This window comes from Paenibacillus sp. FSL W7-1332 (assembly GCF_037969785.1).
Lineage (GTDB): Bacteria > Bacillota > Bacilli > Paenibacillales > Paenibacillaceae > Paenibacillus_AQ.
On the sequence record NZ_CP150209.1, the window covers coordinates 1048721 to 1072938 of the forward strand.

The window sequence follows — 24218 nt, forward strand, 5'->3', positions numbered from 1 at the left end:
CGAATCTTGGAAGAAACATAGATAGGGCATGATAGGGGGATCAAGGAATGAATGGACCGATGATCGTTACGTTGTCTGTTTTGGCCGTGGCATCCGCATTGTTCATGTCGGGAAAAGTGCGGTCGGATTTGGTCGCGATCGGCGTGTTGATGGTACTTATGCTAACGGACATTTTAAGTCCGGCTGAAGCCCTTTCGGGCTTTTCCAATTCGGTTGTCATCATGATGATCGGTTTGTTTGTTGTGGGCGGGGGGATTTTTCATACCGGATTAGCCAAGATGGCAAGCGGAAAGCTGCTGAAGCTTGGAGGGGGAAGCGAGACCCGGCTCTTAATTATGATCATGCTGGTAACGTCGCTCATTGGCGGATTCGTCAGCAATACCGGCACGGTAGCGGTCATGCTGCCCATTGTTGTCAGTCTGGCGTTCAGCGCCGAGATTAGTCCGGGGCGGCTGCTGATGCCCCTTGCTTTTGCCAGCAGCTTGGGGGGCATGCTCACGTTAATCGGCACACCGCCGAATCTCGTGATTCAGGAGACGCTGATCAACGCAGGATACGAACGGCTGTCGTTCTTTGCTTTTTTGCCGATCGGACTTGTCTGTTTGGCAACGGGGATCCTCGCGATATTGTTCCTTCGCCGTTTTCTTCCCAGCAATGAAGAAGGGGGTGCAGGTAAACAGGGCGGGCGCTCGCTTCGAGAGCTGGCCAAACAGTATCGGCTGACCCAGAACCTGTATCGGATTCAGGTTAGCGCCGATTCCTCCATTCGATCCAAAACATTGCGGGAGCTGGACATTCCGGCGAAGTTCGAAGTGAACGTCATTGAAATCCGCCGTAAAATGTCGGCCAAGAATCAATTCTTCAAAACGATCAACCAGGAAATCGCCGGTCCCGAGACCGTGATTGAGGAAGACGATATTCTGTATGTGAACGGCCCGTTCGAGAGGGCCTCGGAGTTTGCGGAGACGTATGGACTTGTCATGCTGGACCAGCGTGTACCCGAGCATCGAAAGCGTACGGAGGAGTCGCAGTACGCCACGAGTGACGTCGGCATTGCCGAGGTGATGCTGACTCCGTCCTCTCGCCTGATTGGCCGGCTCGTCAAGCACTCGGGTTTCCGCGAGAAATATCGGGTGAACATATTGGGGATTCAGCGAAAAGAACAGTATCTTCTGCATCATCTAAAGGAAGAGAAAATGCGCTTTGGCGACGCGCTGCTCGTTCAGGGAACATGGAAGGATATAGCCCTTCTGGCGGCCGAGCAAACGGATGTCGTGGTGGTGGGGCAGCCCGTGGAAGAGTCGCGCAAAGTGACGATGGACCACAAAGCGCCGATTGCGGCCGGGATTATGCTCTTGATGGTGATCCTGCTGGTGACCGAATGGATTCCGGCGGTGGCCTCCGTGATGATTGCCGCGGTGTTGATGGTGGTGTTCGGATGCGTGCGTAACATGGAGGAGGCCTACAAGACGGTCAACTGGGAGAGCATCGTACTCATTGGCGGCATGATTCCGATGTCCATTGCCATCGAGAAAACGGGAGCCGCCACGCTGATCTCGGATATGCTGGTCCATTCACTGGGAAGCTATGGTTCGCTTGCCCTGCTGGCAGGAGTGTACTTCACCACCTCGCTGTTAACGATGTTCATCAGCAATACGGCTTGCGCCGTATTATTCGCGCCGATTGCGTTATCGGCTGCGATCCAGATGGGAGCCAGTCCGTATCCGTTTCTGTTCGCCGTCTCCATTGGAGCGAGTATGTGCTTTGCCTCACCGTTCTCCACGCCGCCGAACGCGCTCGTTATGTCGGCTGGCCGTTATAAATTCAGCCATTATGTGAAGGTCGGATTGCCGCTTCAACTGGTGATCGGCCTGGTCATGATGGCGGTACTGCCGCTGTTCTTTCCGTTCTAAAGGAGAACCGGCACATAACACCCGCATGTTCCATCCGATGAGGATTGCGCATGCGGGTGTTATTCCATTTTGGGGGCAGCATGTCGTGAAGCCTTGTCCGATCAGTACCCCCTTACTCCTCGATCGATCGACTCCCGCCAGACACGCCCGCCGCTTTTGCAGGAAATCGCCTGTCGTAAGGCTAATACATCCACTTAGGACTTTCTGCCTGATCGTAAAAATACGCATCATTTCCGTAGAAATGACTACGCTGATGCCGCTGGATTGTTGCTATGCTTGAGAAAGCCGGAGGTGCAAGGGCCGATGAAGAACCGCTTGAAAAATCCACTGGGCCGAATGAATATCAAGCAGCAGATGATTCTGCTGTTCCTGGTGCTGGTCATTCCGTTGTTTGCGCTGAACGCCTACGGGAATTCCATGGCCGGTCAAATCCTGAAGCGCCATGTGACCAATGCTTATATCGAACTGAACAAGCAGAACTTTAAGCTGATTAACCGTGATATTGAAACCGTTAACAAAGTGACCTCCACGGTCATTCAAAATTCGCAGATCCAGCAGCTGGATCCCTTTGCCGAGGACACCGTTCTCGCGCGCGTCAAAAACTACGAGCGGCTGGAAAAGATGCTGCTGTCCTTCTCCCAAGAGACGGATGAACGCGAGCCGGTTTATTACTCGCTCTATGTGTATGACCCGAACAACAGCTATTTCTTTGCTCCCTATTACCCTGACCGCCGAAAAGCGGGGGTATATTTTTTCTCCGACGAGAAGGAGAAGCCGGCATGGTTCGATGAAGCCGTGGCGATGAAAGGGAACGGGTATCTCAAGCGCATAGCGAATCTGTCGCCGCCGGTACAAGGGCGCCAGGATCAAGAGACCTTAAGCTATGTAAGGGCCGTGAACAATATTTATAAGGGCGGAACCATCGGCGTTCTGGTGGTCACGAATTTAGACGCCCGGATCGGCGAGTCGTTATCGACGGTTTCGATTCCGGATGGGGAGCTGTATTTTACGGATGGGAACGACCATATCCTGACTTCGTCGGTACAAGGCATGGCAGGGAGGCTGGAATTGCCCCCTGAAGCGGATCCGGGTCAATCCACGATCGGCATCATGGACGTGATTACGTCGGATTTTATCTATGTTATTGACTATAACTACGTGCTCAATCAGAAGCTGGTCTACAAGGTGCCTGTCAAAACGCTGCTCGCCCAGCAAAGCGAGATGAAACGTGTTATCCAGGTCATCTCCATCGCTTACTTTGCCGTGGGTCTCATTATCGTTTTTTATTTCTGGCAGTCGCTGATGACGCCGCTCCAGAAGCTGGCGCATTTTGTGAGAAGGTATGAACCGGGGAACGTCGTGCCGGAAACCCCCTACAGGCGCAGAAAAGATGAAGTCAGTGTCCTCATCTCCACGATCTATGACATGGCCCGCCGATTGAATGATCTGATCCACTACAAATACCGTATGGATCTGAAGCAGAAGGAAGCGCAGCTGCAGCTGCTGTATCAGCAGATTAACCCCCATTTGCTGTATAACACCTTGGAAAGCATCTATTGGAAGAGCACGATGGAGGGCAATACCGAGTCCGCCGAGATGATCAAGGATTTGTCCAAATTGATGAAGATCAGTCTCAGCCGTGGGCGGGATCTCATCACGCTTGGGGAAGAGCTTGAGCATGCGGGGGCTTATATCAATCTGCAGCTGAACCGTTACGATTATCAGTTTACCGTCCACTGGGAAGTGCCCGAGTCCTTGCTGGTGAACCAAGTGCCGAAGATTACGCTGCAGCCGCTGCTGGAGAACGCGATCATTCATGGCATTAAAAATATGGGCGAGGACGGAATCATCCGGATTTCAGGCCATATAGAAGAGGGACAATGCCGGATCGTCATTGAAGATAACGGCTTCCGCCCCGTAAACTACGAGTCCATCCACAGGCTGCTCCATGATGAAGCGCCGGACCCTTCGCTGGGCTACGGCATCCGCAATATCCAGGAGCGGCTCCAGCTGCATTTTGGAAGCGGCTGCGGTCTGCAATATAAACCAAGAGAAGAAGGGGGAACCCGCGTGACGATCACGATTCCCCGAATAGATGAAACAACCATTATCGCAACCGGACAGGAGGTTTCCTGATGTATAACATTTTGGTGGTAGATGACGAGCCTTTGATCTGCAAGGGCTTGGCCGGGCTGTTAACGTCCTCGGGCCTGGCCATCGATGGGATTGCTACGGCCTACAGCGGGCAGGAAGCACTGGATTACATAAGGATGGGGGATATAGATCTGCTGGTCACCGATATCCAGATGGGCGAGATGAACGGCATCGAGCTGATGCAGCAGGCCAAGATCGTGAAGCCGTGGGTTCAGACGATCATTATTTCAGCCCATGAAACATTTCAATATGCGCAGCGGGCGCTCCAGCTCGGAGCCAAGGATTATTTGATCAAACCGCTGAACAGCGAGCAGTTTCTGGATTCGGTTCGCAGCGTTCTGCTCAAGATGGATCGACCGGCGCCTCAGATAGAGCCATTTCTCATGGCCGATAACGAGCATTTTCGGATGGAGGAGACTCCGTCCGAACGAATAGAGCGGCTGAATCAGCGGCTCTCCACGGAGCGGGATCAGCCGCAACTGGCCGGCCTAGACGAATCGGAGCTGGGCTTGATCGGTCCTTATTTTGCCGTTATCAAGATGAAGCTGGGCTTAAGGGAAGACAGCAGCGCTGCTTTTTCAAGGCAAGATATAAGCCTGATTCAATATGCCGCGCTGAATATCGCCAAGGAGCTGCTGGAGCAGGAGCCGCACGCCTTCGTATTCTATTCCCCGGAGCGGGACATCAACATCATCCTCCAATGGAGCGAGCAGGAGATGGAGGAGAATGCGGGCGGCAAGATCCAGCATCTGGAGATGATCGGCCGGAGTCTGCACCACCATGTGGAGCTGTACCTGAAACGAAGCTGTACCGTTGGGATCAGCCAAATATTGAGGGGGCCCGAATTTTTGAGTGTGCTCAGCCGTCAGGCGGACAAAGCGATGCTGTGGAGCGAGCAGCTGCAGGACTTCCACGTGTTTTATTACGGGGATTTCAATTGGCACAACTATGCCCAGGAGACGTCGTATGAGGTGCTCTCGAGCCAGGGCAATCGGATCGTGGAGAATACAAGGCAATATATCGAGGAGCATTACCGCCAGAAGGGATTGACGATTCACGAGATAGCCAAGAACAATCACGTGAGCCCGAACTATTTGAGTTATCTGTTCAAAAAATATACAGGCAGCAGCCTGTGGGAGTATGTCGTGAAGCTGCGGATGGAGGAGAGCAGGTCCCTGATCCTGAGCACGGATCTCCGCCGCTACGAAATCGCGGAGCGAGTCGGCTATGAATCTCCGGAGCATTTCAGCAAAATCTTCAAAAAATACTATGGCGTCAGCCCCAGCGAGCTAAAGAAGTAAGAACGGCTATACTTCACATAGTTTTAGACATGTTCGAAGACTCCCTGTCTTTTTAAAATTAAAGCTGGACATTTAATTAAGGAATGAGGGAGTCAGATGGAAGAAACGGTCATGCCGCAAGGCCAGGCTCGGATAGAGCCCGGTCATCGCACCCGACAGGAGCACAAGCGCAAGCCGCTGTGGAAGAAGTACATATGGGGGTATATGTTCCTCGTTCCAGCCATTGCGATCTTTATCGTCTTTTTGTGGGTGCCGATCTTGAAAGGGGTCTTTTACAGCTTTTTTCATATCGATTTCGTAAAAGGAAACACCTTCGTCGGGTTTGATAATTATGCCAAGGTTCTCAGCAATCCCGATCTGCTGGTTTCCGTTCGAAATACATTGTATTTCATGCTGTTAACGCTGGTCATCGGCTTCTGGGTGCCCATCGCGGCCTCTATCGCCATCTCGGAGCTGAAGCTGTTTCAGGGCTTCGCCCGGATTGCGGCGTATCTGCCGTTTGTCGTACCCGGCGTCGTGCTTTACGGCATGTGGAGGTGGATGTATGACCCGGTAGGTCCGATCAACGCCCTGTTCGGCTTCTTTGGGGCAGAACCGGTATCCTTTATTTCGGATAGCCGTTTCTCCATGGTGTCGCTGGTTGTGATGGAGACATGGCAGCAATTCGGCTCGGCGATGCTGATCTATCTGGCCGGCGTGCTCAGCATACCGAAGGATTGGTATGAAGCCGCCGAGATCGACGGTGCGGGCGTATGGGCCCGGATTAAATACATTACGCTCCCCTCGATGCGCAATTTGATTATGCTCATGCTGATCCTGCAGCTGATCGGCACTTCGCAGGCGTACCAGTCGCAGCTTGCGATGCTGGACGGCGGACCGAACAAGGCCACGCTCACCTACGCGCTTCTAACCGTAAAATACGCGTTCAACCAGCTGGATTACGGGGCAGGAACCGCGATGGGCATCTTGATGTTCCTGGTGCTGAGTTTGCTGGGCATCCTGCAATTCAAGATGAACAGGGAGGAGTACTAGGATGAAAGAGAGAGGCATACTGTCCGCTTCGGATCTGAGAAAACCGTGGAACAAGGCGATATACGGATTGATGGTGCTGTGCATTGCGGTGATGATCTTTACGATGCTGTATCCGATCGGCATGACGATGTTTAACGGGCTGAAGAGCAATCAGGAGATCAATACGTTTCCGCCGCGATTTTTCCCGTCGGAATGGCATTGGGATAACTTCCCGAAGGGGTGGGAATACATCGATCTGCCGATGTTTCTGAAGAATACGCTGCTTATTTTTGGCGGCAACCTGCTGGTAACGATTCTGGTACTAGGCTTGGCGGCATTCAGCATTTCCCGTATCCGGGTTCCCTATCACCGCGTCATCTATTTTTTCATTCTCATGACCTTGTTTATTCCGGCGTCGAGTTACATGATTCCGAACTTCGTCAATTTGAAGGAGCTGGGGCTGCTGAATTCCTATTGGGCCTTCTGGCTGCCGGCGGGAGCGAATGCGTATTTCTTCCTGCTGATCAAAAACTTCTTCGATGGCATTCATCCGGAGATCTTCGAGGCGGCACGCATCGATGGCGCTTCGGAGTTGAGCAGCTTCCTGCGAATTGCCGTACCGCTGTCTGTCCCGATTTTTGCAACGCTGGCGATTTTTATCTTCTCCACGGCATGGAATGACTGGTTCTGGCCGTCGTTGGTCATGCAGACGCAGGACAAGTACACGCTGGCCACGGCCATCTACAAGTATGTCATCAACGCAAGGAGCCTGGACAGTAGCATAAAATTCGCGATCCTGTTCATGGTTATGGTGCCGCCGATCTTCGTGTTTCTGGTGTTCCAGAAATTCATTATGCGCAGCGTCAGTCTCTCAGCTGTTAAAGGGTAGGGCAGCGTGTACACCATCGTAGCCCTGCACATGATCGTCATATGAATGCACATCGTCCTTTCCGAGTTTCAATTTTATGATGGAGATAAGAAAGAACATTATCAATTCAATCAGGAAAAGGGGAGTATCTATGCGCAAGTTCTCAGCATTACTGATCTGCCTTATGCTGTTCAGCTCCTTGCTCGCCGCTTGCGGCGGAGGCAAAGCAGCGCCGGAGGCCGGCAATAAAGACGGAGGGACTGCCAATTCGGGCGGAACGACTGCAACGCAGACGGATGAACCGAAACAGGATATCGCGGATCAAAAGATAACGATCAAGATCCACTATCCGCTGCCGGATGATACAACGCTGCGTCAGCAGGAGGATGATAAAATCGCCCGTTTCCAGGCGAAATATCCGAACGTGACCATCGTGAAGGACGACTGGCAGTACAGCGTCAACGAAATTGGGGTCAAGATGGCTTCGAACGAAGCGCCGACATTTTATAACACTTGGGCTACGGAAGCACAGCTGCTCGTAGAGCGGGGCTGGGTGGCCGACATCACGGAGTTCTGGAACGAGTGGGAATACAAGGACGACATGAATCCCGTGCTCCAGGATCAATTCATCGTGGACGGCAAGGTGTATGGCGTTACGCAGAACGGGTATATCACGTCAACGATCGTGAACAAGAAGCTGCTGGATGCGAAGGGCGTACCGGTTCCGCCGATGGATTGGACGTGGGACGACATGTACAACACGGCGAAAGGGGCCGCAGATCCGAAGGCCGGCATATCCGGCATCGCGCCGATGGGCAAAGGTAATGAAGCGGGCTGGAACTGGACCAACTTCCTGTTCGAAGCCGGCGGGGATATCGAAGTGAACGAGGGTGGCAAAGTGAAGGCCGTGTTTAACTCGGAAGCCGGCGTGAAGGCGCTGGATTTCTATAAAAAGCTGAGATGGGAAGCGAATGCCATTCCGCAGGACTGGGCTCTCGGTTGGGGCGATGCCGTCAGCTCGTTCCAGCAGGGACGTACGGCGATGGTCATTGCAGGCGCATTTGACGTGATCCAGCCGGCATTGAACGAGGGCGGCATGAAGCCTGAGGATGTGCTGGCATATCCGATGCCTGCCATGGAGAAAGGCGGAGCGCATCACGGCATTTTGGGCGGCAATTATCTGGTCATCAACCCGAATGCCACGAAGGAAGAGCAGGAAATGGCTTTCCGTTACATCACGTTTGATTATTTTACGGATGATGCGCTGAAATCGGTGGAAGATACGATTAATGCCCGCAAAGCCGAAGGCAAATACTTTGTACCGACGCCGCTGGAATATTTCAGCGATGATTCCGAGTATGCCGCGAAGGTAAAAGCCATCTACGATAAGTACGACAACGTCTACAAATATGATCCGCAGCTCTTCAGCCTGTTGGAAGGCAAACCGGAAGCGCAATTCGGCACGCAGGATTATTATGCGGCGATGTCCAACGTTGTACAGGAGTCGTTCTCGAAGGAAGGCACGGATTCCAAGAAACAGCTGGATGAAACAGCCAAGCTGGTTCAGGAGAACTTCTTCGATAAGATCGAACAGAAGTAAGGGAGCGGCTGCCCCGAATGGGATTGGGGAGAATTCTGCAGCACAGTAAAGAGAGACGCCGGGGCGGCGTCTCTCTTTGCTTTCTCATATCCTTGGAAATAGTTGCTCAAGCCGGGCGAAAGGTCAGCCCTTCTTAAACACGGTCGCCTGATTCGTGTCCGGATCCCGAAACTGCCACAGGCGACTTTTTTTATATTGGTATAATGATTGCTATTATGACAGCCCTAAGCCAAGTGACATCACGCTGCTTACTTGGAATCCGTCTTCGGAATGATTGTTTTGGCAATGCGGATCAGCTCTTCGGCAGCGATGTCACCCGTGGTAGAGTTGAGCGAAAGCATGTAGTGATGTCCGGTGGTTGGTTCTTCATAGACCCAGTCCAGCTGCGCCAGCTGCTCCGAGTTTCCGCCGCTCCACGTTTTTTGCAGCACGTCCTGCCCGTTGATCTCGATTTTCCGGCTGGTCATGCCCGTGCTCTCGTCCCAGTAGGAGGTCACGCTCCCGTGGTCCCCGTTATTCAGAATGGTAAGGGAGACTTTTTTATTGCCGCTGGCATAATATACCGTCGAAAGCCAGAATTGATCGGTGAACTTCACCGGCATCAGGGCGTAGTCCTTCCCGGAGGCTTTGGCTTTTTCAAGCAGCTTTTTGGCGATGTCGGCTTTTTCCTGCTCGGTCAGCGGGGTCACATCAGTCTCGCGTTCCATGTGCACGCTGGCGTTTTTGAACGTATATGTGCCCGAACCGGACAGTTCCTTGGCCAGCGGCAAACCGGGCACGTTCACCATGCTTTGCAGCTTGGCGAAATCCTTGACGGCATGCGGAGTGGATTTGATGTCGATGACATGCTTTGGATTATCCGGTACAACATAAATGATGGCGGCTTCGCCCGGCTTGATCTGTTCGTCCCAGATGGTGTTCATGAGATGTATGCGGTTCAGTTCCTTTTTTGAATAGTTTTTTGGTGAAGGCGCCTGATCGTCCGATTTCTCCTCATAGAGAACTTCCCCTTTGCTGTTGGTTAAGGAATGGTACTGTACGGCGGCAAATCCGGTCGATGCGGTAAGCAGCATGCCGGCCATTAAGAGAATGCTAACTTTGTATTTCACAAAAAATCGCTCCTTTTTAAGTTGTTTTTCCCGAATTTGGTTCATGACGTGTTCCTGGAGGGCCGTCCCCGGCGGTTCAACCCTTTGAAAGAGTGGTTTCAGGTCCTGATCGTTGTCCTTGCTCATTCGTTTCTTCCCCCTCTGCCATGGCGTAATGTTTGCGGAACTTGGCTGCGGCCCGCTCATATTTTTTCCTGAGATAGGTCGTGTTGTGTTTCAAAATCAGGCTGATCTCTTGATAGCTCTTGTCCTCGACACAGCGCAGGATGAGCAGGCTTCGTTCCTCGGCGGTCAGCCTGGCCAGCGCCCGGAGCACGGATGGATTGTAGTATTTGTGCTCGATGACCTGATCGACATGCCGGTTATCCTGATCCTTCTGATACAGAAAGGGGAGGAATCGGGATAGCTTTCGCTTGCGGAGGTAGTCGATGCACTGGTTGCAGGCGATGCTGTACAGCCAGGCTTCGAAGGGCTTGTCCGGTTCGAATTTAGATAGATTGCGGTAAGCTTTCAGAAAAGCTTCCTGGGTGCAATCTTCGGCTTCGGCATAGTCGCCAAGCATGTGATAGCAATAGTTGAAGATGGCTTTATTGCAACGGTTCATGATCAGCTCATATTTGTCGATCTCTCCCTTCAAAACATCAGCAACGATCTGATGGAATGCTGGTTCATCCAAGTGGTTTCACCCCTTTACAATTTGTATTACGTTTGGGCAAAGCACAAATGTGACAAATGGATTCAATAAATTTTGTTTGCAGGAGAGCGCAGTCGCCAAGATCGGGTTGAAGTAAAGGAGCGGCTGTCCCCGGATGGGATTTTGGAGAAGTCTGCAGCACAACAAAGAGAGACGCCGGAGCGGCATCTCTCTTTGTTGTTTCATATCCTTACGATCGGGAGTTGACTTGGACCAGTGGTCAGCCCTCCTCGAGCACGACTGCCTGATTCGATAATTTGAATCAAGGGTACCGCAACGTCCCGCATATCTTAATAGATCTCGCTCGCATCCGCCGGCAGCTGCCGGACATGCTGCAGGAAGCCCGTTACGCGCTGATCCTGCCCCATATCATATTCAAAGCCCAGCTGCTCAGCGACATCCAGCGCGGTTCTGCGGAACAGCGCTCCCATCGTAAACAACGCCTCCCACACTTCTTCGTAGGTTCCGCGAGGGTAGGTGGACATCAGCTCGTTCCAGCTGTCCGCAGACAGGTAGTTTTTCAAGTACTTGCCGTTCTTGCCCACGCTGAGCGAGAAATCGGACTGGGCGCCCACCTGCCACTCCAGCATTTTCATCAGCATCGGCCGCATGATGTTGTGGAAGTGGTCTTGGGCATACAGTATTTCTTTCCGCCACAAGCCCTTGGCTACATACGTGGATACCCACCAGAACTCATTGCAGCAATCCTCGAAAAAGGCTGCGGACGGACGCTTTACCCAAAAATCCTCGTCAGACGGAGCCGGAATCGCCGGGAACGCCTGATCTTTATCCATTAGGATTTGGATCAGTTTGTCCTCCTTGCAGTATTTTTCCTTCTCCTCGATGGGAATCAGGGTCATGTCAATCCGGTTGCCGTCGGTAAACAACATCAGGTACGAGAACCAGCCTCCAAGATCCGGAGGGAACAGGGCCATGTCTTCGGGCGTCTGCAGAATAATCCGTTCACCGAAGACGTCGATCCAATCCGGGTCCTGAATAAAGCTCTCCATGTCCGTAACATGAAAGCTGATATCGTAATCCTGAAATATATCCTTAGGCACGTTGGGATTCGTTCGGGAGCCTTCCAGGGTAACGGCCCGAACCCGTTCGTCGCGGGCTGCGTAGCCCAATACCAAATCCATCATTTCTTGCTCGCTTCTCATGTTATCCAGCCTCCGCATTCATATTTAGATTGCTCACGATTTGAATCGGGCAGGTCAGGAGGTCCACGAATTCGGACCGTGGAAGCACGGCAGGGACGTGGAGCATGTTATAACTTGTTCAGCCGCTTTTTCATGAGGAGATCTCCTTTCGCGGGTTATGCATTTATCTATATTAACTATCTATATTAATTCTTCATGGCCTTAAAAGATTCCTCCGCAGCCTCAAGCGTAGCCTCAATGTCGGCATCCGTATGGGCTGTGGTCATGAACCAGGCCTCGTACTTGGAAGGAGCCAGGTTCACGCCGCGGTCCAGCATATGGCGGAAGAAAGCGGCGAACGCTTCGCCGTCGGTGTCCTGCGCTTCGTCATAATTCGTGACCGGGTGATCGCAGAAGTGAGTGGAGAAGGAGCCCCGGATGCGGTTGATTGTGAGCGGAATGCCGTGGCGGTCGGCGGATGCCTGCAAGCCTTCCGTCAGCTTGATGGTCAAGCGCTCCATTTCTTCATATACGCCTTCACCCTGCAGAACCTCCAAGCAAGCGATTCCGGCGGCGATGGAGGCTGGATTACCCGCCATGGTTCCTGCCTGATAAGCAGGACCGAGCGGTGCGACCTGTTCCATCACGTGTTTACGGCCGCCATAGGCGCCGATAGGCAGACCGCCGCCGATGATTTTGCCAAGCGCCGTAAGATCCGGCTGAATCGCCTCGTGATTGTCCAAACCCGCATAAGTTTGGGTAGATCCGTAGTGGAAGCGGAAAGCGCTGATTACTTCGTCATAGATGACCAATGAGCCGTTATCGTGCGTCATCTGGCATAGGCCTTCGAGGAATCCCGGTTTCGGCATGACCATCCCGAAGTTGCCAACGATCGGCTCTACCATAACGGCGGCCACATCATCGCCCCATGCGTCGAGGGCGGCCCGCAAGCCATCCAGATCGTTGAACGGAACGGTAATGACTTCCGTCGCAATGCTGGCCGGGATCCCGGCGCTGTCCGGAATGCCGAGCGTGGAAGGACCGGAGCCTGCTGCCACGAGGACAAGATCGGAATGGCCATGGTAGCAGCCGGCGAACTTGATGATTTTGTTGCGCTTGGTGTAGGCGCGGGCCACCCGGATCGTGGTCATGACCGCCTCGGTGCCGGAATTGACGAAACGCACCTTGTCCATGGACGGGATGGCAGCCTTCAGCATTTTGGCCAAGGTGATCTCAAGCTCCGTAGGCGTCCCGTAGAGGGTGCCGTTGTGAGCAGCTGCCGTGATTGCGGCCGTAATATGCGGATGGGCATGTCCGGTTATGATCGGGCCATAGGCTGCCAAATAATCGATGTAGCGATTGCCGTCCTCGTCCCAGAAGTGAGCTCCATTCGCGCGTTTCATGAAAACGGGGGCACCGCCGCCTACGGCTTTGAACGAACGGGAGGGGCTGTTTACGCCGCCTACGATATGCTGCAGCGCTTCTTGATATAGAGTTTCTGAACGGTTTCTTGATGTTGTCATTATCATTAACTTCCTTTCTTCATGAAGCAGGACAGGCAGCTAAAATGACATAGCTCCTGTCCTGCTTGCTGTAAGTGTATTAGTTACGATCCGTTGTTGCAGATGGAACAGTAGAGCTATCCGAATGACCATTCTCAGAATCGTCATTCTCAGAACCAGTGGTTTCAGAATTGCTGTCCGTACCTTGGCTGCCTTCTGTCTCAGGATCAGGCGTAGGCGGATTTAAGATGTCCTGGATATACTGTTTCAGCGTATCCGAATTGCCGACCGTTAGAACGGCTGCCCCGCCGATATGTTCTTCCTTCAGGAGCTTCATCGGAGGCACCTGTTCGCTGCCGCTCATTTTACTCTTGTAGGCAACGTTCGCAAGCTTCCACATATCCTCAACATCGAGATTGGTATCGATATACGGGCTGACGGACTTCAGAATGTCCGGAAGCTTCATGATGGAAGTGGTGGTCTGCATTTTCTTGGCTACGGCTTTCAAGAGCTCGCGCTGACGCTCGGTGCGGGTAAAGTCGCCCATCGCATCATAGCGGAACCGGACATATTGCAGCGCCGCATTGCCATCCAGATGCTGCATGCCTTGCTTCAGTTCGATGTCGTATTCGTTTTTGTCTGCTTTACTGGAATAATTCATGTCCTTCTCAACATAGAAATCAACTCCGCCGACGGAATCAACCAGCTTCATGAAACCCTGGAAATCCGTATAGACGTAGTATTGAACCGGAATGCCCAGCAGATCGCCAACAGCCTTCATGGCCGTATTCGGGCCGTGTGTAATGGCCGTATTGATTCGGTTTCGGTCATATCCGGGTATTTCTACGTAAGTATCGCGCAAAATAGAGAATAAGTGCATTTTCTTCTTCACGGGATCAATCGAGGCAACAAGCATACTGTCGGATCGAGGAATTTCGCCTTCCTCAAAACCGCGCGCATCCACGCCCATCAGCAGAATGTTAACCGTCTCCGTTCCTTCCCACTCGGGTGGTGCCGGAACTTTGGCATCTACCTTTTCGATTTCACGAAAAGGGGAGGATTCACCTGATTTCTGAAGACTTTGCAAGCCGTCGTAGAACGATGCCGCATAATAAATGCCATAACCAATAATAGCGGCAAGGATGAGGCTGACACTCCATATAATCGTCTTCTTTGTTTTTTTGGTCATTGTGTTCTTCCTTTCGGATTACGCTGATGAATGAATTCGATAGAACATTTGAACATTCGACATTCATTCTATTATAATTTTTTTCGAAAAGACAATCAATTTTCGGGACTAAAGTCCGTATTTTAGGAGTTGAGACTTATCGCAGATCAAACGCAGTTGACAGTTGGAAGCCTGGTGCCGGATTTTTCACTTCCGGCTTCGAACGGGGAGAAGGTAGCTTTAAGCGATTTTCGTGGACGTAAAGTCGTGCTGTTCTTCTATCCGAAAAATATGACCCCAACCTGCACGGAAGAGGCTTGCAGCTTCCGGGACCATTATGGAAGCTTGGAGCAGGCAGGGGCAGTCGTGATCGGGATTAGCCCGGATCCTCTGAAATCCCATGCCAAATTCATCGATAAGCATAGCCTGCCCTACTTGCTCTTGTCTGATGAGGAGCATAAGGTAAGCGAAATGTTTGACGTGTGGCAGATGAAGAAGATGTTCGGCCGCGAGTATATGGGTATTGTACGCTCGACCTTCCTAATTGATGAGCAGGGAAAGCTGGCCGCCGAGTGGCGGAAAGTGAAAGTAAAAGGTCATGTCGAAGCGGTTCTCGCAGCCGTGCTGTCATAGCTATATGAAGAACGGTCCCTCAGCATGCCTGAACAGGCATGATAAGGGACCTTTTTTTAAAATAAATAAGACCAGAGGTATAGGTCGGCGAAGGGAGAGTAGGGGGCCACCGGCTCTCGCAGCGGCTCGCCCGCGTTTGGCTGTTTACCGAAAACGAGCTGTTTCGGGCCGGCAGACATAGGATCCGCTGTATGCTGTAAAAACGAGCTGTTTTTGAGCCCATTTGGACACTCGATCCGCTATTTACCGATAACCGATCCATTTGGTAGGCCATCCGGACAGAGGATCCGTTAATACACCCAAAATCACGAATTTAGCCCGCAATATCTTGCAATAGCGGATCTCATGTCCTCATACCTCCATTAAAGGGCAGAAAACAAAGGAATAGCGGAACCACAGTCCTCGAATATCATCAAATACCGCTAATCCAGGAGAATCAAGCTGTTTGGGAGTACCATGCCCTGTTGCCGTCATTCGCCTGTTGCCGTCATTCGCCTGGTCCCGTCGATTCCAGGGCCCAGTCACAAGGGCTTTTAGCGCGTTCACGGCATTGCCCCAAGAAGGTTCCGTTGCTCTCAAGGAGGGCGGATACGACATTGCCGGAAGAAACGGAGAAGACTCGCACGAACGTACCATTTTCTTGTTTGCCCGGATGTTCTATCATCCCTTCCGGTTGTAAAATATCAAATCCTAGTCTTTTTTTGAAACGCCCTCCATATAATCTATCAGGAAGCCGAACTCATAGAAACGATGGAGGTAGAGTTGATAATGAAAAATATGGTGCGGGTAACATCAATTGCGGTATTTTTCGGCGTGTTGGCATTGCTGATCATGATCGGTATGGGGCTTGAGGTCCAGCGGCCGATAGACATATATGTGGAACAGGCTCCTCTGGCATCGGCGCCAATGACAGTAACTCGGCAGGATGTACAGGTTAAGCCCGAAGAGGCCAGCCTGCCAATCGTCACGACTGCATTCAAGAATACACCGGCCGTGAACGCCGCACCTGTTCAATATAAGAAACAAAGTGACAAAACGGTATACCTGACATTTGACGACGGGCCATCGGATCTGACGCTGGATGTTCTGGATATTTTGAAGCGCGAAGGAATTAAAGGCACATTTTTTGTACTGGGCAAGGAGGCGGAGACCCGTCCCGAAATTATCAACCGCATCTATGAGGAAGGCCATGTGATCGGGAATCATACATATGATCATCGTTATGACGAGCTCTACGGGCATTTTCAGGATTTCTGGGGGCAGATTAAGAAAACGGAGGAAATCATTCGTTTAATTACGGGTGAACGGCCGCAGCTGGTCAGAGCTCCCGGGGGGACGGCCGGACATTTTGATGAAGCCTATTTTCAATACATGAAGCAGGGGGGATATCATGTATTCGATTGGAACGTCGACAGCGGCGATTCCAAGTATCGAGGCGTTCCGGTTAAAGACATCGTCAAAGGGGCAACCACGAAAGTGAATGGCAATGAGGCGATCGTGCTTCTTCATGACGGTAAAGGGCATGCTGAGAGCGTCAAGGCCCTGCCGGAGATTATTTCCTATTATAAAAAGCAAGGTTATGCCTTTGACGTATTGTCTACTGAAGTCCAGCCTGTTCAATTTCGTGCACAGCAGAGTGCACGTAAGGCTTCGCAGCCTTCAAAGCAGTGGATTCGCGAACATGTCACAGCCAATGCCGCGCTATTTGAGACCGGGAGAACGCTGGCTGTGGAATTTGGAGGAATGGAGACTGCATTCGCGGCAGGTGAATACAAAATGGTGGACGGCCGGTTGATGGTACCGCTGCGTTCCCTGGTGGAGCGGCTCGGCGGAAGCGTGACCTGGAAGTCTCACAACAAGACGGTGCAGGTGACACTTGCAGGGAATCGCTGGGAAGCGGATCCGGTGGGTGGGTTGCTATTCCCCATGCAAACAGGGGGCAAACCGGTGTCTTCGGATATTCATTTGATCGGCGGTACGGCTTGGATCCCGCTTCGGGAAGCACTTGACTTTTCCGGCCGCCCTGTTACAAGAGTTACATATGAAGAAAGCGAGTATCGCGTTCTAACTTTGTAGTCGAAAATTGCATTTTATGTTTGTAATTATGCTTCACAAGTTATAGACTAGTACTTAGAGATATTTATCACAATCCCTAAGATTGTTTCCGAATAAAGGAGGGGGAAGTTTCCCCCTGCTTTATTTTTGGCGATAGTGAGTCACCCATAAGTTCGCACTTTTGTAAGTGATGCATAATAGATACCGGTTATCCCAAAATTAAAGCTAGCCGGTTCGATCGTCGCCAAGTTCATCTTGGGAATTCATTTAAAGAAAAGGAGGCAATTCTTTATGACAGAAACATCTTCTCCACAGCCGTCCGAAACTCCGGAAAATGTTGTAGGAAACCAAGAAGCTGCGGCGTCCAGCCGTCCTGATGTGCTGCTCGAACAACTGCTCAAGCCAGAGGTTCAGGAATCCCTCACAACTCTCGTGGACAATCTTCCAAAACTTACGGAAATGCTGACCGTCATGACTAAAGCTTATGACTTCGGTAAATCCGTAGCTACGGATCCCGTGCTTGCGGAAGACACCATGGCTTCCCTTAGCGGATTCGCGAAGCCAATCACGACAGCAGCAAAAAGCGTTGCATCTGCAGCTATCGAAGCCGGAGACCGTGTACACGCTCAAGGCGACCAAGCTCAGATCGGCGTATTTGGTCTGATGAAAATGCTGAAAGATCCTCAGGTTCAAAAGGGTCTTCGCTATGCTCAGGCTTTTTTGGACGTTCTTAACGATCGCGACCAACAAAACAAGCGTTAATCCATAATCATACGAAGAACGGAGGATGGTCATGTCTAAACATATTTTAATTTTGGGCGGAGGCTATGGCGGCTTGCTTAGTGCGCTTTCTGCACGCGAGCATTTTGGTGCTGCTGCAAAAATCACGCTGATCAACCGTTTCCCAACCCATCAGATCATTACGGAATTGCACCGTCTGGCAGCAGGCAACATCGCAGAGAAAGCAGTAGCTTTGCCGCTCGACAAGCTTCTGCGCGGCGCGAACGTTGACCTGCGCATCGGCAACGTTAAGGAAATCAAGCCGGATGAGCGTTCGGTTTCCCTCGATGACGGCGGAAACTTCACCTATGATGCCCTGGTTATCGCACTGGGCAGCGAAACGGCATTCTTCGGCATTCCGGGACTGCAAGAGAACAGCTTCATTCTGAAGTCCGTGAACGATGCTAATCGTCTGCGTGCTCATGTGGAGTCCCGTATTGCGGAATACAGCAAAACGAAAAACAAAGCGGACGCTACCATCGTGGTTGGCGGCGGCGGCTTGACAGGCGTTGAGCTTGTTGGTGAATATGCTGATATGAGAAGCGAGCTGGCTCGCAAATACGGTATCGACCCACAAGAAATCACGCTTTATTGTGTTGAAGCAGCTCCTTCGATTCTGCCGGGATTCCCTGCTGAATTGGTTGACCGCGCGACAACAAGCCTGCAGAAACGCGGCGTGAACTTCCTGACCGGATTGCCGATTACCAAAATGGACGGTACAACCGTTGAACTGAAAGACGGCAGCACGATCGAAACCAGCACCTTGGTATGGACTGGCGGCGTACAGGGCAACTCCGTTGTGGCTAACTGCGGCATCGAAGTCAATCGCGGACGTGCGGTTGTTAACGAATTCCTGCAATCCGCATCTCACCCTGATGTATACGTTGCAGGCGACAGCGCGGTGGTTATGGGACCTGAAGGTCGTCCATACCCGCCAACGGCACAGCTTGCATGGCAAATGGGCGAACTGATCGGCTACAACATCTTCGCTCAATTGAACGGCGGCGCACCAGCTTCGTTCACACCGGTATTCTCCGGTACGCTCGGCAGCTTGGGACGTAAAGATGCCATCGGTACCATTGGCGCTAACAAGACCCAATTGAAAGGTCTGCCTGCAACCTTGATGAAAGAAGCAAGTAACATGCGTTACCTGTCTCACATCAACGGTTTGTTTACACTGGCTTACTAAGCCTAGAAGGCGACATTATACACATATAAAGAGATGGACCCGAGATTTTCGGGTCCATCTCTTTTTTTATTTGCGCAGCCCAAACATAAGCAGATGGACTTAGGGACATCGACATGAAAACATAATACGATGATTACACCCGGGAGCGAGGGATACAGCAGGACCTTCATGGTGCTCCGGAGCGGGATGTTAGAGAAGGAGGTAAGGGAAAGGCAGAAGGTGAAAAGGAAGAAGAAAGAAGGTCAAACAGTTATGTAAGCGCTATCGTAAAAGGTTCGCAGTTTTCATTTTATGAAACGGAGGGAGCTTGTATGCGGGGATATCATCGTCTTCATTCCATTGTCACTCAACTGTTTTTGTTTTTTTTCATCGGCACAACACTCCCGGTTCTTATTATGGGGTTCCTGTCGTATAACAAATCGGCCTCGATCGTGGAGGAACAGGTCAGTAAAGTGGCTTCCCTCACCATCACCCAAGTCAGTGACAAGCTGAACATGTTCTTCAAGAAGCTGGACGACTCCTCGATGATGGTGCTGAACAGCAAGGTGGTTCACGGCATACTAGAGGATCAGAATATCAGTAAGTATGACCTGACCTTGAAGGTGAAGGAGGGGAAGGACCTGCTGACCTCCATCATGATTAACTCGCCGGAGATATTGGACGTGTACGTGTTTGACGTGCAGCGGAACAATTCGGTCCTCAGTGCCGATTCCTTGATGTCCATCCCGGACCAGTGGGATTCTCCATGGTATCGATCGATTCTGGAGGCGAACGGACAGGCGGTATGGTTCGGCTTGTCGGATACCTCCTACCTGAAGCAAACGGGAATGGGATTTCCGGTCTTCGGACTAGGTCGGGCGATTCGGAGCTGGGATACAGGGGAGATTGTCGGAGTCATGTTTATCGAGATTATGGGGGATGTCCTGATCGATGAATTAAACCACGTCCAGTTCGGGGACACGGGGTATATGTACGTGGCCAATGACGAGAATCGTTATTTCTATCATCCGGATCCTTCGATGTACGGGAGGCAGTCCCGGATCAAGCTGCCCTCGGATATGACGGAATATAACTTGAACAACAACAAAACGCTGATGATCCCCTCGCGCCTGAACAACGGCTGGCATGTGGTAGGCATGGTGCCGCTGAAGGAACTAACGGCCGATTCCGCCAGCATCCGGAGTTTCACGGTCTGGATTGTATTCGGATCGATTCTGGCAGCGATCGGCATGGGTTATTTTATGACGCGGAGAATCGGCAACCCGCTCGTTCACCTGAGCCGTTTGATGCGCAGAAGCGAGGCAGGCGATTTATCGGTCCGCAGCAAGAATGTAGGACCCAGCGAGATCGGTCAGTTGGGCAGAAGCTTCAACAAAATGATAGAGCAGATCGACCTCCTAATCCGACGCATCGCCGCGGAGGAGTCCGAGAAGAAAAAAGCCGAAATCCGCGCGCTGCGGTATCAGATCAATCCCCATTTTCTCTACAATACGCTGAACTCGATCCGCTGGATGGCCAAGCTGAACCGGACGAATGACGTGGATCAATCGGTTACGGCCCTTGTTCATCTGCTGGAGGGGAGCCTGGAGCGCAATGGGGTGTTCATACGCCTTGGCGATGAACTGGAGCTGCTTCGCAAATATATGATCATCCAGAATTACCGCTATGACCACCAAATCGAGTTAAGGATCGATTGCCCCGAGGAGATGGAGGGCCTTTATGTTCCCCGGATGCTGCTGCAGCCGATCGTGGAGAATGCGATCTTTCACGGAATTGCCCCGCTTGATGAAAGGGGCGTCATTCAGATCAGGATAACATCGCAGCAGCAGGATGTCATGGTGCGGATCGAGGACAATGGAATCGGCATTAAGCCTGAACGAATAAAAGGACTGCTGTCCTATGAGCAGGATCACTCCAAGCATGGCATGACCCATATCGGCCTGCGTCATGTTCACCAAACGGTTCAGCTGTATTACGGCAGCAGATATGGGGTATGGGTGGAAAGCCCGGAAGACGGAGGAACGCGGGTCACAATCACGTTTGCGAGACAAAGGGGGGACGATTATGTACAGAGTGCTGCTCGTGGATGACGAAGCGATCGCGCGTACGGGACTGCGCTCGACCTTCGACTGGGAGAAATACGGTTACCGGCTTGTGGGCGAGGCCTCGAATGGACAGCGGGCCATGAAGTGGATCGTAAACGGGGATTTGGACATTCTGATCACGGATATCGCGATGCCGGTCATGGACGGGTTGGAACTGACCCGTCGGACAAGGGAGCTTTGTCCTTGGGTAAAGGTACTGCTGCTCAGCTGTCATAGCGATTTCGAATACGTGCGCGAAGGCATCAGGCTTGGCGCTTCCGATTACATTCTCAAGCCGACGCTCGATGCGGACTCTCTGGGTGCCGTGCTTGATCACATGCGTCTGAAGCTGGAAGAGGAGAAGCAGATGCAGCGGATTCTGACCGAGCATGAGCAGCAGCAGCGGCTGAATAAGAAGAAGGCCGCCGAGAAAATGCTCTTTCAGGCTCTTTCCGGAGAGCCGGGCGCAATCGCCAGCCTGGAAGCACGAAATGTTAACGGCGCTTATATGCTGGCCGTGCTCCAGCTTGATTCTGACCCAGGGGCTGGCACGGCAGGGGTGCAGCACAAGGATTGGCATGACGAGATCGAGCGATTAATGGAACAGCTGTATGACCAGGTGCCGGAGGCGCTGGCAGTTCGGCTGGAGACGGACCGGATCGCTGTATGCTTGCCGTTAGGGGACGAAGCAAATCGGCAGGTTTTAGAGCACGAAGCGGCTATCCATCTGCCGATCCGATGCACCATGGGGCTCAGCAGGAGATATAACGGCATGGATAAGCTGCAGGAAGCGTTTCGAGAAGCTAGCGAGAGCCTGGAGGGCCTCTTCTTCCATCGAGATCAACAGATTCTTCGGGCAGAGGAGCTCCCTCTTACCGATGCCGATTTGGCCCAGAAGACGTCTGCTTCCGAGATGCATGCCCTTAGAGCCGCCCTGTCGGTCGGAAACATGGTCAAAACCGAAGAGCGGCTGCAGTCGGTCATGCAGCGCTGGCAGCCCGGACGGATGAAGAAGCAGGAGGTTCTCCGGGAAGCAGAGGAACTTCTGAGCTTGCTCGCTATGTTTCATCTTCCCGGCGGCCCGCCGCTTCCGCAGATCGGGGAAGTGGGCAAGCTTCGTTCGGTGGAGGAAGTGAAAGAGCTGGTGCTCCAAGGCTTCCATGCCTTGCGTGAGGAGGCTATGCGGCACCCCTTACCGGAATCCACGCTGCATGAGCGGATCGTGCTGCAGGCCGTTCAATATATTAAGGCCCACTTTGCCGAGCCGATCTCCTTGCAGGAGGTGGCGGACGAAGTGGCTGTAAGCCGCAACTATTTTAGCGAAATGTTTAAGCGCGTCACCGGACATAACTTCATTGACTATGTGATTGATCTGCGGCTGAAACGGGCCAAGGAGCTGCTCTCCACCACATCGCTGCGCGTGTATGAGGTAGCGGATCGCTCCGGATTCAATGACGTGAAATACTTCAGCAAACTGTTCAAGAAGTTGGTAGGCATGACGCCCGCGGAATACCAGGGACAGCATCGAAAATAATGGGAATTTCATAGGATCGGAAAAGAATCCACTTTTTCGGAACAAAATCCGTTCAAAAGCTTTTTGTCAAAATTTTATAATTAAAGCGTTTACAAGAGCTTACCAGCGAGTCCAAATCTGGTTTGAATGGAGGAAATGAAATGACAAGGAAACAGGTGAGAGGGTCATTGCTTGCAATCATTCTTCTACTATCATCCATACTCCAAGCGTGTGGAGGCGGTGGAACATCAGAAGGTGGGGAGTCCGGAAGCGGTGAGAAGGTCAAGATCAAATGGGCGACCTGGGGAAATCCCGGCGAGCTTACCCGCTTTCAGGAGCTCACGAAGGACTTTAATAAGAAGCACTCGGACATTGAGGTCGAATTTATTCCGATTCCGGGCGAATATGATCAGAAAATATTAACCCAATTAACAGGAGGGACCGCCCCGGATATCTTCTATGCAGGGGACGCCCTGGTCGTGAAACTGATCGAGAATCAGAGCATTGAGAATTTGACGCCGTATATGGACGCACCGGAAAGCGTGATCAAGAAGGAGGATTATTTTGAAGGCTTGTGGGGCGCAGCCGTTCGGGACGGTCAGACCTTCGGGGTGCCGGTGGACTGTAATCCGATGGTGCTGTGGTACAACAAGAAGGTGCTGAAGGAAGCAGGGATCACCGAGATGCCGGCCGACCTTCAGGCGAACGGACAGTGGACCTGGGACAAATTCAAGGAAATGTCGGACAAGATCCGGGACAGCAAAAAGTACGGCTACGTGCTGGATAACTCCTGGAACAGCTATCACAGCTGGGTTACTTCCAACGGCGGCCGAGTATACGACGAAGAAGGGAACTTCGTAGCGGCTTCGGATCCGAAGGCGATGGAGGCGTTCCGCTTCCTGTACGACAACGTGAAATCCAAAAACATTACCTTCTCCGGCACGCTTCCCAAAGGGCAGGGCGGGGATGCCATGTTTATGTCCAACCAGGTCGGATTTGTAGCTGCAGGCCGCTGGTACTTGCCGCTGTTCAAGAAGAATCAAGGACTTGAATATGACGTGGTCACATGGCCAACCAATACCGGCAATAAAATCGAGCCGGCCGGTATCCCGACCGCATACATGGTGATGAACAAGGCATCGAAGAATAAGGAAGCGGCATACACCTTCTTCTCCGAGTACGTAAGCAAAGAGGGTCAACGTTTCCGCCTGCAGGGCGGCGGCAATGCGGTCCCGTCGGTACAGGGAACGGATGAAGTGGTGCTGGAAGGCAATCTGCCGGAGCATGCCCAGTTATTCCTGGACGCGCGTGAGATCGGGTATTCCCTGACTCCGTTCGAGGCCGGTATTCCCGGACTTAGCCAGGATATTACGTCCAAGTTCGAGGCGTTGTGGCTGAAAGATCAGGATCTGGAAAGCTCCTTGAAGGATATTCAGGATATGGCCAACAAGAAAATTCAGGATTACAAGAGCGGCAAGAATTGATCCAGCTCTGGGGAGGAA

19 protein-coding genes are annotated in these 24218 nt (G+C 52.1%); 14 read left to right on the top strand and 5 right to left on the bottom strand.

All coding sequences use genetic code 11. The annotated features are described in order from the left end of the window. Positions 1–47: 47 nt before the first annotated feature. The 6 genes from MKX98_RS04540 to MKX98_RS04565 all read left to right on the top strand — a co-directional run bounded on the left by MKX98_RS04540 (position 48) and on the right by MKX98_RS04565 (position 8847). Complete coding sequence (locus tag MKX98_RS04540; protein ID WP_339221651.1) at positions 48–1913, top strand: SLC13 family permease; 1866 nt, start codon at positions 48–50, stop codon at positions 1911–1913. A 303-nt stretch (positions 1914–2216) separates the two neighbouring features. Then, positions 2217–4049 (top strand): sensor histidine kinase, encoded by a 1833-nt coding sequence (locus MKX98_RS04545; RefSeq protein ID WP_194545048.1) that lies wholly within the window; start codon positions 2217–2219, stop codon positions 4047–4049. After that, complete coding sequence (locus MKX98_RS04550; RefSeq protein ID WP_339221653.1) at positions 4049–5368, top strand: response regulator; 1320 nt, start codon at positions 4049–4051, stop codon at positions 5366–5368. The genes MKX98_RS04545 and MKX98_RS04550 overlap by 1 nt, the downstream gene beginning before the upstream one ends. Positions 5369–5464: 96 nt before the next feature. Beyond that, the gene (locus MKX98_RS04555; RefSeq protein WP_339221655.1) at positions 5465–6400 is read left to right on the top strand and encodes a sugar ABC transporter permease; all 936 of its coding nucleotides are present in this window, start codon (positions 5465–5467) and stop codon (positions 6398–6400) included. A gap of 1 nt (position 6401) precedes the next feature. Continuing rightward, positions 6402–7268, top strand: coding sequence for a carbohydrate ABC transporter permease (locus MKX98_RS04560; protein ID WP_194540921.1), 867 nt, complete (start codon positions 6402–6404; stop codon positions 7266–7268). 130 nt (positions 7269–7398) lie between these two features. Beyond that, positions 7399–8847 (top strand): extracellular solute-binding protein, encoded by a 1449-nt coding sequence (locus tag MKX98_RS04565; protein ID WP_071220861.1) that lies wholly within the window; start codon positions 7399–7401, stop codon positions 8845–8847. A gap of 248 nt (positions 8848–9095) precedes the next feature. On the opposite strand, the gene MKX98_RS04570 is transcribed toward MKX98_RS04565, so the two are convergent. The 5 genes from MKX98_RS04570 to MKX98_RS04590 form a co-directional block, all read right to left on the bottom strand. Then, positions 9096–10082, bottom strand: coding sequence for a DUF4367 domain-containing protein (locus MKX98_RS04570; protein ID WP_339221658.1), 987 nt, complete (start codon positions 10080–10082; stop codon positions 9096–9098). Then, positions 10033–10632: a sigma-70 family RNA polymerase sigma factor gene (locus MKX98_RS04575; protein WP_194540924.1), complete on the bottom strand. Its 600-nt coding sequence runs from the start codon at positions 10630–10632 to the stop codon at positions 10033–10035. The genes MKX98_RS04570 and MKX98_RS04575 overlap by 50 nt, the downstream gene beginning before the upstream one ends. Before the next feature lie 308 nt (positions 10633–10940). After that, complete coding sequence (locus MKX98_RS04580) at positions 10941–11813, bottom strand: aminoglycoside 6-adenylyltransferase (RefSeq protein WP_339221662.1); 873 nt, start codon at positions 11811–11813, stop codon at positions 10941–10943. Positions 11814–11998: 185 nt separating this feature from the next. After that, positions 11999–13315, bottom strand: coding sequence for a glutamate-1-semialdehyde 2,1-aminomutase (locus tag MKX98_RS04585; RefSeq protein ID WP_339221664.1), 1317 nt, complete (start codon positions 13313–13315; stop codon positions 11999–12001). 79 nt (positions 13316–13394) lie between these two features. After that, the gene (locus MKX98_RS04590; RefSeq protein WP_194540927.1) at positions 13395–14483 is read right to left on the bottom strand and encodes an LCP family protein; all 1089 of its coding nucleotides are present in this window, start codon (positions 14481–14483) and stop codon (positions 13395–13397) included. Positions 14484–14612: 129 nt separating this feature from the next. Between MKX98_RS04590 and bcp the strand changes: the two genes are divergently transcribed. The 8 genes from bcp (at position 14613) to MKX98_RS04630 (ending at position 24200) form a co-directional block, all read left to right on the top strand. Beyond that, positions 14613–15095, top strand: coding sequence for a thioredoxin-dependent thiol peroxidase (bcp, locus tag MKX98_RS04595; protein WP_194540928.1), 483 nt, complete (start codon positions 14613–14615; stop codon positions 15093–15095). 445 nt (positions 15096–15540) lie between these two features. Continuing rightward, positions 15541–15774 carry a hypothetical protein gene (locus MKX98_RS04600; RefSeq protein ID WP_339221668.1) on the top strand — a complete coding sequence of 78 codons (234 nt, stop codon included), beginning with the start codon at positions 15541–15543 and terminating at the stop codon, positions 15772–15774. An 89-nt stretch (positions 15775–15863) separates the two neighbouring features. Continuing rightward, the gene (locus MKX98_RS04605) at positions 15864–17171 is read left to right on the top strand and encodes a polysaccharide deacetylase family protein (protein ID WP_339221670.1); all 1308 of its coding nucleotides are present in this window, start codon (positions 15864–15866) and stop codon (positions 17169–17171) included. A gap of 270 nt (positions 17172–17441) precedes the next feature. Further along, complete coding sequence (locus MKX98_RS04610; protein ID WP_071220854.1) at positions 17442–17912, top strand: DUF1641 domain-containing protein; 471 nt, start codon at positions 17442–17444, stop codon at positions 17910–17912. Positions 17913–17943: 31 nt separating this feature from the next. Continuing rightward, positions 17944–19119, top strand: coding sequence for an NAD(P)/FAD-dependent oxidoreductase (locus MKX98_RS04615; protein ID WP_071220853.1), 1176 nt, complete (start codon positions 17944–17946; stop codon positions 19117–19119). A 311-nt stretch (positions 19120–19430) separates the two neighbouring features. Beyond that, positions 19431–21209: a sensor histidine kinase gene (locus MKX98_RS04620; protein ID WP_339221672.1), complete on the top strand. Its 1779-nt coding sequence runs from the start codon at positions 19431–19433 to the stop codon at positions 21207–21209. Then, positions 21184–22737 (top strand): response regulator, encoded by a 1554-nt coding sequence (locus tag MKX98_RS04625; protein ID WP_339221674.1) that lies wholly within the window; start codon positions 21184–21186, stop codon positions 22735–22737. Before MKX98_RS04620 ends, MKX98_RS04625 begins: the two co-directional genes overlap by 26 nt. 140 nt (positions 22738–22877) lie before the next feature. Then, the gene (locus MKX98_RS04630; RefSeq protein ID WP_113059340.1) at positions 22878–24200 is read left to right on the top strand and encodes a sugar ABC transporter substrate-binding protein; all 1323 of its coding nucleotides are present in this window, start codon (positions 22878–22880) and stop codon (positions 24198–24200) included. Positions 24201–24218: the final 18 nt, after the last annotated feature.

Coding starts and splice junctions, on each gene's coding strand:
- MKX98_RS04590 (WP_194540927.1), bottom strand. CDS start 14,483: ATGACCAAAAAAACAAAGAAGACGATTATATGGAGTGTCAGCCTCATC.
- MKX98_RS04555 (WP_339221655.1), top strand. CDS start 5,465: ATGGAAGAAACGGTCATGCCGCAAGGCCAGGCTCGGATAGAGCCCGGT.
- MKX98_RS04625 (WP_339221674.1), top strand. CDS start 21,184: ATGTACAGAGTGCTGCTCGTGGATGACGAAGCGATCGCGCGTACGGGA.
- MKX98_RS04620 (WP_339221672.1), top strand. CDS start 19,431: ATGCGGGGATATCATCGTCTTCATTCCATTGTCACTCAACTGTTTTTG.
- MKX98_RS04560 (WP_194540921.1), top strand. CDS start 6,402: ATGAAAGAGAGAGGCATACTGTCCGCTTCGGATCTGAGAAAACCGTGG.
- MKX98_RS04570 (WP_339221658.1), bottom strand. CDS start 10,082: ATGAGCAAGGACAACGATCAGGACCTGAAACCACTCTTTCAAAGGGTT.
- MKX98_RS04605 (WP_339221670.1), top strand. CDS start 15,864: ATGAAAAATATGGTGCGGGTAACATCAATTGCGGTATTTTTCGGCGTG.
- MKX98_RS04550 (WP_339221653.1), top strand. CDS start 4,049: ATGTATAACATTTTGGTGGTAGATGACGAGCCTTTGATCTGCAAGGGC.
- MKX98_RS04615 (WP_071220853.1), top strand. CDS start 17,944: ATGTCTAAACATATTTTAATTTTGGGCGGAGGCTATGGCGGCTTGCTT.
- MKX98_RS04580 (WP_339221662.1), bottom strand. CDS start 11,813: ATGAGAAGCGAGCAAGAAATGATGGATTTGGTATTGGGCTACGCAGCC.
- MKX98_RS04610 (WP_071220854.1), top strand. CDS start 17,442: ATGACAGAAACATCTTCTCCACAGCCGTCCGAAACTCCGGAAAATGTT.
- MKX98_RS04540 (WP_339221651.1), top strand. CDS start 48: ATGAATGGACCGATGATCGTTACGTTGTCTGTTTTGGCCGTGGCATCC.
- MKX98_RS04630 (WP_113059340.1), top strand. CDS start 22,878: ATGACAAGGAAACAGGTGAGAGGGTCATTGCTTGCAATCATTCTTCTA.
- MKX98_RS04545 (WP_194545048.1), top strand. CDS start 2,217: ATGAAGAACCGCTTGAAAAATCCACTGGGCCGAATGAATATCAAGCAG.
- MKX98_RS04585 (WP_339221664.1), bottom strand. CDS start 13,315: ATGACAACATCAAGAAACCGTTCAGAAACTCTATATCAAGAAGCGCTG.
- MKX98_RS04565 (WP_071220861.1), top strand. CDS start 7,399: ATGCGCAAGTTCTCAGCATTACTGATCTGCCTTATGCTGTTCAGCTCC.